General features: G+C 71.1%; 13 protein-coding genes. 4 read left to right on the top strand and 9 right to left on the bottom strand.

Annotation, left to right across the window (positions count from 1 at the left end; genetic code table 11):
- Window positions 1–162: 162 nt before the first annotated feature.
- The 4 genes from ACTWQF_RS29410 to ACTWQF_RS29395 all read right to left on the bottom strand — a co-directional run bounded on the left by ACTWQF_RS29410 (window position 163) and on the right by ACTWQF_RS29395 (window position 4,616).
- Complete coding sequence (locus ACTWQF_RS29410) at window positions 163–735, bottom strand: ATP-binding protein (RefSeq protein WP_443282761.1); 573 nt, start codon at window positions 733–735, stop codon at window positions 163–165.
- A gap of 421 nt (window positions 736–1,156) precedes the next feature.
- Window positions 1,157–2,218 (bottom strand): acyl-CoA dehydrogenase family protein, encoded by a 1,062-nt coding sequence (locus ACTWQF_RS29405; RefSeq protein ID WP_443282844.1) that lies wholly within the window; start codon window positions 2,216–2,218, stop codon window positions 1,157–1,159.
- 8 nt (window positions 2,219–2,226) lie between these two features.
- The gene (locus ACTWQF_RS29400) at window positions 2,227–3,396 is read right to left on the bottom strand and encodes an acyl-CoA dehydrogenase family protein (protein WP_443282760.1); all 1,170 of its coding nucleotides are present in this window, start codon (window positions 3,394–3,396) and stop codon (window positions 2,227–2,229) included.
- 29 nt (window positions 3,397–3,425) lie between these two features.
- Window positions 3,426–4,616 carry an amidohydrolase family protein gene (locus ACTWQF_RS29395; protein ID WP_443282758.1) on the bottom strand — a complete coding sequence of 397 codons (1,191 nt, stop codon included), beginning with the start codon at window positions 4,614–4,616 and terminating at the stop codon, window positions 3,426–3,428.
- A 165-nt stretch (window positions 4,617–4,781) separates the two neighbouring features.
- Between ACTWQF_RS29395 and ACTWQF_RS29390 the strand changes: the two genes are divergently transcribed.
- Entirely contained in the window at window positions 4,782–6,413 is a 1,632-nt protein-coding gene (locus tag ACTWQF_RS29390; protein ID WP_443282756.1) for a class I adenylate-forming enzyme family protein, read from the top strand.
- Window positions 6,414–6,465: 52 nt separating this feature from the next.
- Here the strand turns inward: ACTWQF_RS29390 and ACTWQF_RS29385 are convergent, their stop codons facing one another.
- Entirely contained in the window at window positions 6,466–6,846 is a 381-nt protein-coding gene (locus ACTWQF_RS29385) for an STAS domain-containing protein (protein WP_443282754.1), read from the bottom strand.
- A 406-nt stretch (window positions 6,847–7,252) separates the two neighbouring features.
- Here ACTWQF_RS29385 and ACTWQF_RS29380 point away from each other — a divergent pair, with 406 nt between their 5' ends.
- Both ACTWQF_RS29380 and ACTWQF_RS29375 read left to right on the top strand, forming a co-directional pair.
- Window positions 7,253–7,825, top strand: a complete 573-nt coding sequence (locus tag ACTWQF_RS29380) for a sigma-70 family RNA polymerase sigma factor (protein ID WP_443282752.1) — start codon at window positions 7,253–7,255, stop codon at window positions 7,823–7,825.
- Entirely contained in the window at window positions 7,822–9,096 is a 1,275-nt protein-coding gene (locus tag ACTWQF_RS29375) for a zf-HC2 domain-containing protein (protein WP_443282751.1), read from the top strand. Before ACTWQF_RS29380 ends, ACTWQF_RS29375 begins: the two co-directional genes overlap by 4 nt.
- Window positions 9,097–9,127: 31 nt before the next feature.
- Here ACTWQF_RS29375 and purU read toward each other — a convergent pair whose 3' ends face one another.
- The 4 genes from purU to ACTWQF_RS29355 form a co-directional block, all read right to left on the bottom strand.
- Window positions 9,128–10,060, bottom strand: a complete 933-nt coding sequence (gene purU / locus ACTWQF_RS29370) for a formyltetrahydrofolate deformylase (protein WP_443282750.1) — start codon at window positions 10,058–10,060, stop codon at window positions 9,128–9,130.
- Between the two features lie 78 nt (window positions 10,061–10,138).
- Window positions 10,139–10,639 (bottom strand): SCO4402 family protein, encoded by a 501-nt coding sequence (locus ACTWQF_RS29365; protein ID WP_443282748.1) that lies wholly within the window; start codon window positions 10,637–10,639, stop codon window positions 10,139–10,141.
- Window positions 10,640–10,717: 78 nt separating this feature from the next.
- Window positions 10,718–12,742 (bottom strand): hypothetical protein, encoded by a 2,025-nt coding sequence (locus tag ACTWQF_RS29360; RefSeq protein WP_443282747.1) that lies wholly within the window; start codon window positions 12,740–12,742, stop codon window positions 10,718–10,720.
- Window positions 12,743–12,945: 203 nt separating this feature from the next.
- On the bottom strand, window positions 12,946–14,337 hold the full coding sequence (locus ACTWQF_RS29355; protein ID WP_443282745.1) for a transcriptional regulator: 1,392 nt from the start codon (window positions 14,335–14,337) through the stop codon (window positions 12,946–12,948).
- A 300-nt stretch (window positions 14,338–14,637) separates the two neighbouring features.
- On the opposite strand from ACTWQF_RS29355, the gene ACTWQF_RS29350 reads away from it, so the two are divergent.
- Entirely contained in the window at window positions 14,638–15,348 is a 711-nt protein-coding gene (locus ACTWQF_RS29350) for a bifunctional DNA primase/polymerase (protein WP_443282744.1), read from the top strand.
- The last annotated feature ends 422 nt before the right edge of the window (window positions 15,349–15,770 follow it).

The following is a 15,770-nucleotide window of genomic DNA, read 5'->3' as shown; positions in this document are numbered from 1 at the left end:
GGAGGTTGGCGCCGGACCGCGACCCGTACTCGTCGAGGAACCTCAGGTACCTCGTCGTCCCCTCACGACGAATCGCTCCACCCAAGGGTGATCAAGCCGACACGACACGTCAACACCTGGTCTGGACTTTGGGGAGTTTGCCCGAATTGTTCCGGCGCGCATTCAGCCGAACGCGCCAGCCCCGGCCCCCGCCACGTTGACGCGCGCACGCGCGTTCGCACCGGCGCGCAGGTCATCCTGCGCGCGGACCTGACCGCCAATACCCGCACCGGCCTCCCGGTCGGCGGCCGGGGCGAGTTCCGCGGCTGTCTCCACCGGCCCAGTGTCCAGTTCGCACCACACCCGCTTGCCGCCGGGCTCGTGCTCCCAGCCCCAGCGGTCGGCGAGACCCGAGACGAGTTCCAGGCCGCGGCCACCGGTGTCCTCGCCCTCCGCCTGGCGGCGGCGCGGCGCACAACTGCTCGCGTCGGCGACCTCGACCCGTACCGATCCGGCCGCGTCGTGCGCCGGGGCGCCGCCGCACCGCCGGGGCAGCAGCATGCACAGCACGGCCGGACAGCCGGTGTGCACCACCGCGTTGGTGACGAGTTCCGAGATCAGCAGAATCAGCGTCTCGGCAAGGGACTCGTCGGCGTCCACTCCTGCTCCCGCCAACCGGGCCCTGGCCCACCTTCTGGCGCGCCCCACCTCCGTCGGATCGGATCCGATCTCCAACTGCTCCAGAAGCACCTGCACCGCTCACACCATCCGAACTGGCGGACACATCGCCTCGCGTTTCCATGTAGTCACGGATTGTGACTCCAGCGAGAACAGCATGGTTGACTCATAGTGATGCCAACAAGCGCTTCAGGCATATTCCGGCGCAAAGGAGTAGACGCACGGCATACTGTGCGACGCCGAGCGCGGGGACTCGAACGAGCCGGTCTGAATCTCGTGGACACCCTTTTGTTCCTTGGTCATCGGGGTCGTCGCCGCCTCGCGGCACCGCCCGTGCCTGCCGTCGACGGCCCGCCGCCACCGGGGCCGCCGCACTCGCGCCCAGGGAGCGTACCGGAGTGGAATACGATCTTCCGCTCGTGGTGGTCACTGGGCGAATACAAGGCGCCCATAACCCTGCGTAATCGCCCTCATCGAATTTCCCGGAAGAATACGGCTTTCACCGACACATAGGACGAAGTAGCTCTGAGGCCAGTTGCTCCTCAGAAGTCACAGCAGTTCGCCACTGTTCGGCACGCAACCACGCGCGCTTCAGGTGCAGATGGACATCGGCCTCCCAGGTGAACCCCATTCCGCCGTGCACCTGGAGACAGTCGCGGGCGTTGCCCACAGCGGCGTCGTCGGCGAGCAGTTTCGCCGCGCAGACCTCCGTCTCGTCCGCAGTGACGGCTGCCGCGTAAACCACACTTCTGGCCGTTTCCGAACGGACCAGCATCCCCGCGCACAGCTGCTGTACCGCCTGGAAGGCCCCGATCGGACGGCCGAACTGCTCGCGCTCCCGTGCGTAACCGACAGCCAGCTCCAGCGTGCGGCAGGCGCTGCCGAGCTGCTGTGCCGCGGTGAGCAGCACCGCATCCCGCCGCAACGCCACCGAGTCCACCACGGGCCGCGTCCCGGCCTCCCCCGCCTCCCCGTCCTCCCCGTCCTCCCCGCCGTGCCCGCCGTCCCTGCCGTCCCCCGTCCGGCCGTGCACCCGGTGCAGCGGTGTCAGCGGGTCGACCGACCGGACCTGCTCCGCCGTCAGCTCCCCGGGGGCCAGCACCCGCGCTTTCTTCCCCTCTTCACCCTCCCCTCCCTCCCCGAGCACCAACACCGCACCCGCCGCCCCCAGATGCTCGACCGGCGCCGCCGCCCCGCCGCCCGGCCGCACCCCCTCCGCCGCAGTTACCACCACCGAGCCCTCCGCGGCGCCCGCCACCAGTCCCGCGCTGCCCGCCAGATGGCTGGCGACCAGCGGGCCCGGCAGCAGCACGCGCCCGGCCTCCTCGAACACCAGCACCACCTCCGGCAGCCCCAGCCCGACGCCCCCCGAACTCTCCGGCGCCCGGAGCGCGAACAGCCCGGCCTCCCCCAACTCACGCCAGAGGCCGACATCGAGAGCCGTTCCCTGCTCGGCCCCGTCCACCGCTGCCCGCAGTGCCTCGCGTCCGAAGCGTGCCGCCAGCAGTTCACGCATGCCGCGCCGTAGCGCCTCCTGGTCATCGGTGAGCCGGAAGTCCATCAGGGCCGTCACCGTCCCTTCGGCAGGCCGAGGATGCGCTCGGCGACGATGTTGTGCTGGATCTGCGACGTACCGGCGGCGATGGTGTACGAGAGGGAGGAGAGCCGCTCGCGTGCCCACTCCTCCGCCAGGTCGAGCGACGCGGGGCCCAGCACGGCCGCCGCGGCCTCGTACAGCTCCTGCCGTGCATGCGAGTAGCGCAGTTTGAACACCGAGCCGCCCGCTCCTGGCACGCCTGTGCCGCCCTGGCGCAGCCCGTGCGCGGCCTCGCTGACGTTCCACTGGATGAGTCGCCACAGTGCGGCGAATTCGGCGTTCAGCCGGCCCAGCCGACGGCGCACTGCTGCATCGTCCCAACGGCCATTCTGCTGCGCACGCCGCGCGAGCAGCCGCAGGGTGCGTCGGCAGGCCACCACCTCGCCGACGAACGCGGTGCCCCGCTCGAAGGAGAGGGTCACCATGGTGACGCGCCAGCCCTCGTTCTCCGATCCGACCCGGTTGCCGGCCGGCACCCGCACCTGGTCCAGGAACACCTCGGCGAACTCCTGCGACCCGGCCAGCGTGCGCAGCGGCCGTACGGTGACGCCGGGCGCGTCCATGGGCAGGGCGAGCCAGGTGATGCCGCGATGCCGTGGGGCCTCCGGGTCGGTGCGGACGAGGAGTTCGCACCAGTCGGCGACCTCGGCGTGCGAGGTCCAGATCTTGCTGCCGGTCACCACATAGGCGTCGCCGTCGCGTACCGCACGGGTACGCAGCGAGGCCAGGTCCGAGCCGGCGTCCGGCTCGGAGAACCCCTGGCACCACACCTCCTCGCCGCGCAGGATCGGCGGCAGCCAGCGGGCACGCTGCTGCGGACTGCCCTCCGCCGCGATCGTCGGCCCGGCGTGCAGCAGCCCGACGAACCCGGCACCGACGTACGGCGCTCCGGCGGCCTCCGTCTCCTCCAGGAAGATCAGGTGCTGGGTGGGGGTCGCACCCTGGCCGCCGGCATCCTTCGGCCAGTGCAGGCCCGCGTACCCGGCGTCGTAGAGCCTGCGCTGCCAGTCCAAGTCGTAGGCGCGCCGCGCCGGCCAGTCCAGCGGGTCGGGGCGGGGCGGCAGGGTGGGCAGCACCTCGGCGAGCCAGGCACGCAGCCGGGCCCGGAACTCCTCTTCCTCCTGCGTGTACGCCAGCTCCATGGGTGCTCCCTCACGCCGGGCCGGTTCCCTCACACCAGGTCGAGCTCCAGCATCCGGATGGCGTTGCCCCGCATCAGCTTGTGGACGGTCTCCTGGTCGAGTCCCTGAACGTGCTCCAGGGCGACCTCTTTGGTGTGCGGGAAGGTGGAGTCGACGTGCGGATAGTCGGTCTCGAAGGTGGCGTTGTCGCGGCCGACCGTGTCCAGCGCGGTGACGCCGTGCTTGTCGCGGAAGAAGCAGCAGAAGATCTGCCGGTAGTAGTAGGTGGAGGGCGGCTCGGGGATCAGGTCGCGGACGCCGCCCCAGGCACGGTGCTCCTCCCACACGTCGTCCGCGCGCTCCAGGGCGTACGGAATCCAGCCCATCTGGCCCTCGCTGTAGGCGAGCTTCAGCCGCGGATACTTCACGAGCACGCCGCTGAAGAGGAAGTCCATCATCGAGGCCATCGCGTTGTTGAAGGAGAGCGACGCCTGGACGGCCGGGGGCGCGTCGGGTGAGGCGGCGGGCATCTGGGAGGACGAGCCGATGTGCATGTTGACGACGGTGCCGGTCTCCTCGCAGACGGCGAAGAAGGGGTCCCAGTAGCCGCTGTGGATGCTCGGCAGGCCGAGGAACGTCGGAATCTCGCTGAAGGTCACCGCACGCACCCCCCGCGCCGCGTTGCGGCGTATCTCGGCGACGGCCAGCTCGATGTCCCACAGCGGGATGAGACAGAGCGGGACGAGCCGGCCGCCGGAGTCGCCGCACCACTCCTCCACCATCCAGTCGTTGTAGGCGCGGACACAGGCCAGGGCGACCTCCTTGTCGTGCGCCTCGGCGAAGGTCTGGCCGCAGAAGCGGGGGAAGGTGGGGAAGCACAGCGACGCCTCCACATGGTTGAGGTCCATGTCCTTGAGGCGCTCGGCCGGATCCCAGCAGCCGGGCCGCATTTCGTCGCGGGTGATGCCCTCCAGCGTCATCTCGTCGCGGTCGAAGCCGACGGCGGCGATGTTGCGCTTGTAAGGGAACTTCAGGTCCTCGTAGATCCACCAGTCGGTGGGCGGCCCGTCCGGGTCCATGGTGATCCGGTACTTGCCGCCGACGTACTCCAGTTCGCCGATACCGGCGGTGAGCGGCTTGGGGCCGCGGTCCCGGTACTTGGCCGGGAGCCAGGTCTCGAAGAGGTGCGCGGGCTCGATCACATGGTCGTCGACGCTGATGATGCGCGGTAGTTCGGTCACGGGCGTGGCCCCCTCGCCATACCGGCTATATCTGATGCACCGTCAGAATTGGAATCAGAAAGAGGCTAGCCCCGCAGCCTCTGGACCGACAAGGCGTCTCGCCCTACGCTTCCGACGAACCTGACGGGACGTCAGGTATCGAGCCCGGGAGACCTAGGGGGCGGCATGCCGGCTGTCGCACACGAGCTCAGCACCTCGCGCACCCTGTGGGAACTGGTCGTACGCCGGGCCGAGCTCACCCCTGGAGCACCCGCACTCATCCAGGCGGCCGACAACCAGGCAACCGACAATCAGGTTGACGACAACTCGGTTGACGACCGTCTGGCTGACGTCAACCAAGTTGACGACCCCTCCCTCACCTTCGGCGAGCTGCGCAGCCGTGCCGAGCGCACCGCGGCCGGGCTGTACGAGAAGGGAGTGCGCCCCGCACACACCGTCGCCTGGCAGCTGCCCACCCGCATCGAGACCGTCGTGCTCTCCCTCGCCCTGGCCCGGCTCGGCGTACGGCAGACACCGCTCATACCGGGCCACCAGGAACGCGAAATCGCCCTCGCGCTGCGGGCGACCAGCGCCGCCTGGTACATACACCCCGGCCGGTGGCGCGGCACCGACTACACCGCACTGGCCGACCGCGTCCGGGAGCGGTACGGGCTCGCCCCGCGCACAGTCATCGCGTACGACACCCTCCCCGACGCCGATCCCGGCTCCTTGAGCGCTATTCCGGAGCCGCCCACCGACGGCACGGCAGTGCGCTGGATCTACTGGACCTCCGGGACCACCTCCGAACCACGCGGCGTACGCCACACCGACCGCAGCCTGATCGCGGGTGGCTCCTGCCTGGCGCACGCGCTGCGGCTGCGCCCCGACGACGTCGGCTCGATCGCCTTCCCGTACGCCCACATCGGCGGCCCCGACTACTTGGTGATGCTGCTGCTGTACGGCTTTCCGGCCGTGCTGTTCGAGAAGTTCGCGATGCCCGGCGCACTGGCGGGCTACCGGCGTCACGGGGTGACGACGGCGGGCGGTTCGACGGCGTTCTACGCGATGTTCCTGGCCGAACAGCGCAAGCGGCCCGGGGAGAAGCTGGCCCCCGCGCTGCGGCTGCTCGCGGGCGGCGGGGCGCCCAAGCCTCCCGAGCTCTACCACGAGGTGGTGGCCGAACTCGGCTGCCAACTCACCCATGGTTACGGCATGACCGAAGCCCCGATGATCACGATGGGCGCTCCCGACGACACCCCGGAACAGCTCGCCACCACCGAGGGGCGCCCTCCCGCGGGGATGGAGATCCGGATCACCACGCCGGACGGCGAACCGCTGCCGCCCGGGAGCGAGGGAGAGGTCCGGCTGCGCGGCGAGGCGGTGTGCCAGGGCTATCTGGACCCGGCGCGGACCGCCGAGGCGTTCGACGCGGACGGCTTCCTGATCACCGGCGATGTGGGACGCCTGCTGGAGAGCGGGCACCTGGTGCTCACCGGCCGCACCAAGGACATCATCATCCGCAAGGGCGAGAACATCTCGGCCAAGGAGATCGAGCAACTCCTCTACGAACACCCCGCGGTCGCCGACGTGGCCGTGATCGGGCTGCCCGACCCGGAGCGGGGCGAACGGGTCTGCGCCGTCGTCGAACAGCCGGAAGGAGCACCGCCGGTCACCCTCGGCCAACTGACCGCGTATCTACGGGCCGAGGGCCTGGCCACCTTCAAACTGCCCGAGCAGTTGGAGGTGCTGGCGGAGTTGCCGCGCAACAGCACGCTGCGCAAGGTGCTCAAGTACAAGCTACGGGAGAGATTCGGCTGACTTACGGCGCGCGGGAACAGCCGCACAGCCCGCCGACTGAGCGGGCTTGTGGTCACGCCGTGAGCGGGCCCGTGGCGGTGTGCGCTTCGGTGGCGGTGGCCAGGTCGGGGTAGCAGTCGAAGAGCCGCCGCACCCCCAGAGCCGCGAGAACCCGGTTCACATGCGAGCCGTCCTCGGCACCGCGCGCGGGCAGGATCAGCCGCAACCGCCCCGCACAGGAGCGCATCAGCCGTCGCGAGGCGATCAGGACGCCCACTCCGCTGGAATCGCAGAAGAGGACGTCGGTCAGGTCCAGTACGAGACTTCTGCGCCCCTCCGCCACGGCATCGTGCACGTGCTGCCGTATCGCGGGTGAGGTGACCAGGTCCAGCTCACCGGAGACCCGGAGCACGGCCCACCCGCCCCGCTCCTCCTCCAGCACCTTCAACGACACTCCCCGCAACCCCTTCGTCGATCGCCTACAACTTCTCGGCTGCCCTGGCCTACCCCTCCAAAACTGGTCCCAGGGAAACGACCCTAAGCGGTCCGGCGGTATTACCCAGGGGAACCTGCAAGAACTTGTGGTCACGCCCCCATAACGCTCGGCAGCATCCGCCCCTTTCACCCCCGCAGCCCCGCCCAGCCCAAGCGCTCCGTGACGAAAAGTACACCCTGGGCAATCGTCTGGGGTGTGCGTTGCCTCAAAAGTGGCGTGCACTGTCAGTTGCTCGCACTACATTCGAGGTGTCGACAGGCACCACACGAGGACGGACAGCACACGAGGCGGAAGGGAAAGGCCGGAACGGCACCGCCGGACGCGGACGGGCAGCGGACGGCGGAACCGAGGGCTGGGGGCCATCATGGCGAACGACACACCACCGCGCTGGGACCGGAAGATGCAACAGCGGCTCGCACACGGCGAGGCCGCGGCGCTCGGTGAGCTCTACGACCGCTTCGCCTCCCTCGTGCACGGCCTGGCCCACCGGGTGTTGGACGACGAGGAGGCCGCGGACAGGGCCACCCGGGACGTCTTCGCCCATATCTGGGAGAGCCCGCACACCTTCGACCCGCGGGAAGGCCCCATGCGGTCCTGGATCGCGGAACTGACCCAGCGGATAGCGACCAGCAGGCTGCGGCAGCAGCAGCACAGCGCCGGACCTTGCTCCCCCGAGCAGGCCGAGCGGTTCGAGGAGCAGGTCCGTACCGCCGCCACCGCGGCGCGTGCCGACTACATCGTCACCTCCATGCCCTCCTCGCTGCGTGCCGCACTGGAACTGGCGTACTTCGAGCGTCGCGACTACCGGCAGACGGCACACACGCTGGGCGTCACCGAGGACGAGGCCCGCCGCCGGCTGCGGCTCGGGCTCCAGCTCCTCTCCTCCGCCATGACGCAACCCGCCATGGCGCCGCCCGGCGCGGGGCAGCGGCCATGATCAGGCCGCCGACACCGCCGACGCCACCGGGCGGCCCGGAACGGCCTGCCGGGCCGGGACGGAGCAAGCCCTCCCGGACGACCGGTGCCGCCGAAGCAGCACCCGAGGGTGAATTGATCGACCACCGCATTCTCACTTCGCTCCTCGGCGCCTGGGCGCTGGCGGCCTGCTCCCCGGAGGAGACCGCCGCCGTCGAAGCGCACCTGACCGACTGCGCGCCCTGCGCGGATGAGGCGCTGCGGCTGCGCGACGCGGTCGGGCTGCTGCACTCCGAGGACAGCCTCGATCTCGACCCGATGCTGCGCTCCCGCGTACTCGAAGGCTGCCTGGACCGCCGCCCCGCCCGTATACCGATGCCGACCTGGGCGGCTCCCTACGACGCTGAGACGGCCCGGCTGGACGCGCTGCTGCGCGATATGGCCGAGGAGGAGTGGCGGGCGCCGGTACAGCTGCGCTGGTTCGACGGCGAACGGCAGAGCACCCGGGAGACGACCGTGGCCGGCGTCCTCGGTCACCTGCTCGCCGTCGACGGACTGGTCGCGACCGGCATCGGCCTGCCCGACCCGCTGCCCGCCGACGCCCTCCCCGACGAGGCCCGCGCCTCCGAGCCCGGCGCCGGCCCGCAGACCCGCACGGAGATCTACTGGGCGCTCAACGGCGCCGGGCACCACACCCCGGCAGCCCGTGAGCCATGGCGGGAGCAGAGCCACGCCATGATCCGTGACGTGTCGTTCCTCGCCGCGGACGACGGCAGCGCCTCGGGCGAGCACACCGCACGCGGACGGCTCGTCTCCTACGGCAACTTCGCGCTCCCGCTGCGCGACGCGTTCCTGGACCGCGCCTTCGAGTGCTGGATGCACGCGGAGGACATCGCGGAAGCCGTCGACTACCCGTACACGCCGCCCGGGCCCGCCCATCTGAACCTGCTGGTCGATCTCGCGGCCCGGCAGTTGCCCGGCGCGATCGCCGCCCGCCGCCGTACGGGGCTCGCGCCGCCGCCCCGCGGTCTGGCCACGGCCGGTTCGCCCGGCCGCACGCTGCACCTGGAGATCGAGGGCAGCGGAGGCGGCGACTGGTACATCCCGCTCGACTCCCCCGGCGCCCGCGCCTCCCCGGAGAGCAAGGTCGCCCACATCGCCCTGGACGGGCTGGAGTTCTGCCAGCTCGCGGCCGGCCATGTGCCACCGCTCGAAGCCGCCGCGGGCCAGGACGGCGACCGCCAAGCCATCCAGGACGTCCTCTACGCCACGGCCTCGCTTTCGCGGCTGTAACCGGACGTGAGGGCTGGGCCCTCACGCTCGGTCAGGCGAAGACGACCGTGCGGTGGCCGTTCAGCAGTACGCGGTGCTCGCTGTGCCACTTCACTGCGCGCGCCAGCGCCTGGCACTCCACGTCGCGCCCGACGGCGACCAGCTGCTCGGGGGTGACGTCGTGGCCGACCCGCTCGACCTCCTGCTCGATGATCGGCCCCTCGTCGAGATCGGCCGTCACGTAGTGCGCCGTGGCGCCGATCAGTTTGACGCCGCGGGCGTGCGCCTGGTGGTACGGCTTGGCGCCCTTGAAGCTCGGCAGGAAGGAGTGGTGGATGTTGATGATCCGCCCGGACAGCTGCTTGCAGAGGTTGTCGGAGAGGACCTGCATATAGCGGGCGAGGACGACGAGTTCGATCTGCTCCGCCTCGACCAGCTCCAGCAGCCGCTCCTCCGCCGCCGCCTTGGTGTCCTTCGTCACAGGGATGTGGTGGAAGGGGATGTCGTACGAGGCGACGAGTTCCGCGAAGTCGGTGTGGTTGGAGACCACGGCGACGATCTCGATGGGGAGCGCGCCGAGCCGGGAGCGGAAGAGCAGGTCGTTCAGGCAGTGCCCGAACTTGCTCACCATGAGGATGACCCGCATCTTCTCCTCGGCCCGGTGGATCTGCCAGTCCATCCGGAAGGAGTCGCCGACGGCGGAGAAGCTGGCCCGCAGCTTCTCCACGGTGGTGTTGCCGGTGAAGTGGACGCGCATGAAGAAGAGCCCGGTGTCACGGTCCCCGAACTGCTGGCTGTCCTCGATGTTGCAGCCCGTCATGAACAGATAGCTGGAGACGGCGTGCACGATGCCCTTGTTGTCCGGGCACGAGAGGGTGAGGACGAACTGACCCGCCTCGTTTTCCGCCTTCTTGGCCTTTCCGGCCTTCTCTGCGGTTTCGGCGGCTTCAGCGGGATTGCCGGGAGCGGGGTGCGACTGGCTCATGGCGTCAAGACTGGCACATCACGGCGGGTGCCCCCGCACGCAGTCCTCCCCCGGCCTCCAGCCGGAAGGTGCCCCCGTTCACACCGTCCTGAGCATGATCGCCAGGACCTCCAGCGAGCGCGGCGGCTCGTCCGGGTCGTCCCCGTCGTTGCCCGCGAGCTGCACGTGTGCCTCCCGGGCGGCCCGTACGGCTTCCGGCCACGCCGGGTGCTCCAGATACGAGGCGACCGGTGCGTCGGCGCCGACCTGGTGCATGATGCGCAGCACCCGCAGCACGGCAGCGTCCACCAGCTGGGCTTCCTGCGCGTCCCGGAAGATCGTTCCGACGTATTTCTCCGCCGACCAGTTGTCCAGCCAGGTGTCCTCGACCAGGCGGTAGACGGCGTCCGTGACATCGCCGTATCCGGGGAGTCCGGCCAGCCAGCACTCGTGCTGGAACGTCTGGTCGGAGAGCATGTGCAGCGCGGAGCGCACGTTGCTGCGCCAGCGCCACCAAGGCACGTCGTTGACAGGCATGCCGCCTATGGTGGTGGACCGACGGCCACGTCGGGAAGACTTCACGGAACCTGCTTGCTGCATGGTCACCGACCTTACGTTCCGCACATCGGGCCCCCGGCGCCGCCCTCGCTCTCCCTTTCCGGCGCCCTCGGGGCGCCCTCACAGCGCGCCGAACTGCCGCTCCGTGAGGCCGTACTTCTTCGCCGTCGGGTTCCACAGCCCCGCCGCCTTCTTCTTGGCGGTGGTCGCGTTGCCGCTGGCACGGTTGCCCGCAGCGAGCCGGCTCGTCGGCTTGGCCTTGCCCTTGTGACAGCCCTTCTTACGCGCCACCTGGTCCGCCCAGGCCGCATAGTGGCTGTCCGCGGAGGCCGAGGAACGCCAGGCGCTCTTGAGCGCGGAGTTCAGTTCCGCGCTGTTGGGGATCCGGTCCGTCTTCAGCTCGCCGAGCCGCCGCACCAGTCCGGTGCGCTGCCTGGCCGCGGACCGAAGGTCGGTCGCCGCCTTGCCCAGCAACTTGCAGGTCCTGATGTTCTGTACGGAACGGACGACGGTGGAACGGCTGTTGTTGCTGTCGGCCAGCAGCGCGTCCAGCTTCTTGGCCTGCCCCTCCGCGGGGTCCGGCGCCGCGGAGGACTTCTCCTCCGCGGGGGCGCTGGACGCCTTCGGCTCGTCACCGCCGGAGTCGTCACCGCCGTTCGCGAGGAGGAGGCCGACCACCAGCCCGATCGCGGCGACGCCGACCAGGGCACCCGTGATCAGCAGCCAGGGAGACACCTTGCGCCGCCCGCGCTCGGCATCGCGCCGCGCCGCCCGGCCGCCGACCTGCGGCTCGTACTGCTGCGAACCCGGCTGCGGATAGCCGTAGCCTGCACCGCCGCCCTGGGGCCCCGGCGGCTGCTGCGGATAGCCGTAGCCGCCGCGGGGCGCGCCCGGCTGGGGATAGCCGTAGCCGCCCCGCTGAGCAGCCGGCTGCGGGTAGCCGTAGCCACCGCGGGGCGGCGCCTGCTGCTGCGCCGCCTGGTCGAATATCGGCAGGCTCTGTGTGGAGCCCGGTTCGTTGTTGCCCGCAGCGGGCTGCCCCGGGCCCGTGGTGCGCGGGGAATCGGACCTGAAGAGGTTGTCGAACTCCGGCAGGGGCCGCCGCGCCCCCGGCTCTCCGAGACCCGACACTCCGGCGCCCGGCCCGCCGGCGCCGGGTGCGCCGCCCTCGCCGGACATCGGCGGGAGCATCTGGGTCGCTTCGGAGTCGCTGTCCACGCCGCCCGCGACGGGAGGCAGATACTGCGTGGCCTCGCTGTCCGGACCGCCGCCCACCGGCCCGGCAGGCTGCTGCGGCGGCAACAGCTGAGTGCCGTCATCCGCGCCGACGGGGCCGGCGGCGGGCGGCGGGCCGGTCATCAAGGGCGGCAGCATCTGGGTGGCGTCGCTGTCATCGACCCCGCCCTGCGGCGCACCAGGCGGCATGGCAGGGGGCACAGGCGGTGCGGCGGGCGGCACAGGCGGCGCGATGGGCGGCGCGGACGGCGCAGGCGGCGCAGCGGACCGGTCCGGCATCGCGTGCCGCCCGGAACCACCCGGGACAGCCGACGGCGGCTGGGGCTGGGACTGCGGCTGCTGTGGCGGCAGCGCGTGGGCACCGCCACCCGCCGAGGACGCCCCGTACGGCTCCGGCAGACCGGCAGCCGGCTGCGCGTACCCCGGACCGCCGGACGGCATCGCGCCCGGACCGTCCGGCAGCGGCATCGCACCCGGAGCGGCGGCCGGGGGCAGCGGGGCCGCGCCGTCGGGTGACGGCGGCGACGCAGGGTGTGGCGGGTGCAGCGAGGTGGGGGTCCCCACGGGCGGAGTCTGGGGGAGGGCCGGGGCGCCCTCCGGCGGGAGGGGCAGCGATCCACCGGGGGCGTCCTGCTGCGGAGCGCCCCAGTAGCCGGGGCCACCCTCCGGGGCGCCGCTCTCCGGGGTGCTGCCGTGGGCCGCCTCGGAGCCGGGGCCCCAGGGCTCGCCCCACGGCTGTCCGGCGGGGGGCCGTACGCGCTCGCGCTCGGCCTGGCGCTGCTGCTGAGGAGTCCAAGGGTCACCGTTGGCCGGCAGCACGACCCCCTCGTACGGGGTCGTGGAGGCGGGCAGCGGTTCACCGGCGGAGCCGGAATTCCCGTCCTGTCCGCGTCCGTTGTGCGTTGTCACCGAGACTCCTCGTTCGCATGGCTAGCGGAAGCGTCGGCTCACGCTACCGGGTCACACCAACGGGGGACCACGCACCCAGATGTGCGGACACCCTTCCTTCACCTGATGTCGCCATGAAGCCCCCAGAAAGGGACAAACTCCTCGTATCGCTGGGCTGATGGGCAACTCCGCACCGGCTGATCACTGTCGTCGGCACAGGCACCTCACGCCACCGCGGCCAGCTCCAGACTCTCGTGGAATTCCCGCACCACGGGCTCCTCGCGGTACGGCTCCAGTCGCTGCCGGAAGTCGTCCAGATACTCCGCGCCCCGGTCCGAACGCAGCCCGGCGAGCAGCCGTGCCGCCTGCCCGGCCGTACTGCAGGCACGTTCCACCTCGCGCTGCTGCACCTGCGCGTCGGCCAGCAGGAACAGCCCGATCGCCCGCCGCCGGGCCCGCCCTTCCGGATGCCCGGTGACGGCCTCCTCCGCGCGCGCTGCCGCACTCTCGGCCTGGCCCAGGTCGCGGTGGCAGTGGGCGAGCTCGTCGGCGAGATAGGCGCGGTCGAAGTGGGCGATCCAGGACGGATCGTCACCGGAGTCGGCAGCCGCCTCGGCACCGTCCATCGCCGTCAGGGCCCGGGTGACGGCACCCTGGCAGGCGCGCATGTCCCCCATCAGCGCGTGCCCGCGCGCCTCGGCGGCATGGAACATCGCCTCCACGCGCGGCGTCACCCGCCCACGCGCCCCCTCCTGCGCCGCACGCGCCAACTGCGCGATTTCCCGCGGGTTGCCCAGCGAGGCAGCCAGGTGGCTCATCCCCGCGGCGAGCACATAGCCGCCGTACGCCCGGTCCCCGGCCGCCTGTGCCAGCCGGAGGGACTGGATGTAGTAGCGCTGCGCCAACCCGTGCTGGCCGGTGTCCACGGCCATATAGCCCGCCAGTTCGGTCAGCCGGGCGACGGTGGCGAACAGCGACCGGCCGACCGCCTCCTTGTAGGAGCCCGCGAGCAGTCCGGAAACGACGCTGTTGAGGTAGTGCACCACCACGGGACGGATGTGGCCGCTGCCGTAGCGGTGGTCGAGCTCGGAGAGCGCCTCGGTCATCGCCTGTACGGCTGCCACGTCCGCAGTGCCCACCCGGGCACCGGAGGAGCGGGCCACCTGGTGGTCGGGCTGGGTGATCAGCCAGTCCCGGCTCGGCTCGACGAGTGCGGAGGCGGCCACGGTCGAACCGGTCAGGAAGTCCCTCCGGCCCACGTCGCTGCGCCACAGCTCACAGACCTGCTCGACCGCGCCGACGACCGTGGGGGCGAACTGGAGGCCCACTCCGGAGGCGAGGTTCTTGCCGTTGGCCATTCCGATCTCGTCGATCGTCACGGTACGGCCCAGCTTGCGGCCGAGGGCCTCGGCGATGATGCCGGGGGCACGGCCGCGCGGCTGCTGCCCGCGCAGCCAGCGCGCGACGGAGGTCTTGTCGTAGCGCAGATCCAGTCCGTGCTCGGCGCCGCACATGTTGACGCGGCGGGCGAGGCCCGCGTTCGAGCACCCGGCCTCCTGGATGAGCGCTTGCAGCCGTTCGTTGGGCTGCCTCGCGACGAGCGGCCTGGCGGCCATGCGATCCCCCTCAGTGGTTTCCGTGGTACGGACCCGGCTTGCTCACTGCTCACTGATCGGCGCATATGCCCGTGACCCCTTACAAACCCCACCCTTCACAGCACACTGCACCGGAGAGGGACTACCCACCCAAGACAGCACTTCTGTGCACGCGCCCCTACACATGCCCCCATGCGCCGTTCCGAGCGCGGCCTGCCCCTTGTACGGCGGAAACGGCCGCGGAACGGACGCCGCATGCGCCGTCGCGCCTCGACCCGCCCCGTCCTGCCCCCGTAACCCCTCCCAGGGACGAAAGTTGTGATGGTCGTGGAAGAGACCATCACCTGTACCTCTGGAGCGACCACGAACACGCGCCTCCCCGGACAGCGAACGACATCTGCCGCACCGTCCGCACCACCCCTCGAACACGCGGTGCGCTACACCCAGGAGCGGGCCTGGGACGTTTTTCCCGGCACCTGGCTGGAGACGGTGGACGGCGTCCCGCGCTGCGCCTGCGGCGATTCCGACTGCCCCGCGCCCGGCGCACACCCCGCGCGCGCATCCTGGGCGGACGAGACGACGGGGAGCGCGACAACTGCGCGCCGGTTGTGGGAGACCGAGCCGCGCGCCGCCGTACTGCTGCCGACCGGCCGTGCCTTCGACGCGCTCGAGGTCTCGGAGGCCGTGGGCTGTCTGGCGCTCGCCCGGCTGGAGCGGATGGCCCAGCCGCTGGGCCCTGTCACCTGCACTCCGGACGGCCGGATGCTCTTCTTCGTCCTCCCCGGCGTCGCCGCCAAGGTTCCCGCCACCGTGCGCCGTCTGGGCTGGTCGCCCACCGCACTGGATTTGCAGGGCAAGGGCGCGGGCGACTGGGTTGCGGCCCCGCCCACCCGGCTGGGCACCCGCGGAGCCGTCCAATGGGCGCGCGAGCCCAATGCTGCCAATCGTTGGCTTCCGGACGTCGATGAGTTGTTGCCGACGCTCGCCTATGCGTGTAGCCGCGAAGCCGTATTCGTCGCTGCCAATGCGTGAGGGCCCAGCCCTCTGAGGGGTGGGTGGGGGCGGCGGTGGCTTGAGGGCCCCAGCCCTGGGCCCTCTCCCGTTGTTGGGGGCTCCGCCCCCAAACCCCCGGTCCTCGCCGGACAGGCGTAGGAGGGGCTCCGCCCCCCTACAACCCCCCGCTATGTGGGCTTCGCCCCCCTAGCACCCCCCTGCCCCCTGTAAGAGCCGTCCTTCCTTACGAGCACACTCCGCCAGCCCTTGAGGACCTTGGACCCGCCGGTGACGACCCTGCGGATCTCGTCTGTGGTGCGACTCCTCCCGCAAGGGCGCCACCGGCAGTGCATCTCGGCCCCCGCCGCGAAACGGAGCCGTCTTACGTCAATGGCTCCGGGATTTGCGGAAGGGGGGTTCTAGGGGGGCGAAGCCCACCTGGCGGGGGGCCGTTGGGGGGC

The organism is Streptomyces sp. 8N114 (genome assembly GCF_052245835.1).
Lineage (GTDB): Bacteria > Actinomycetota > Actinomycetes > Streptomycetales > Streptomycetaceae > Streptomyces.
The sequence above is the reverse complement of the archived record's forward strand: the minus strand, read 5'-3'. Positions and strand labels throughout refer to the sequence as shown.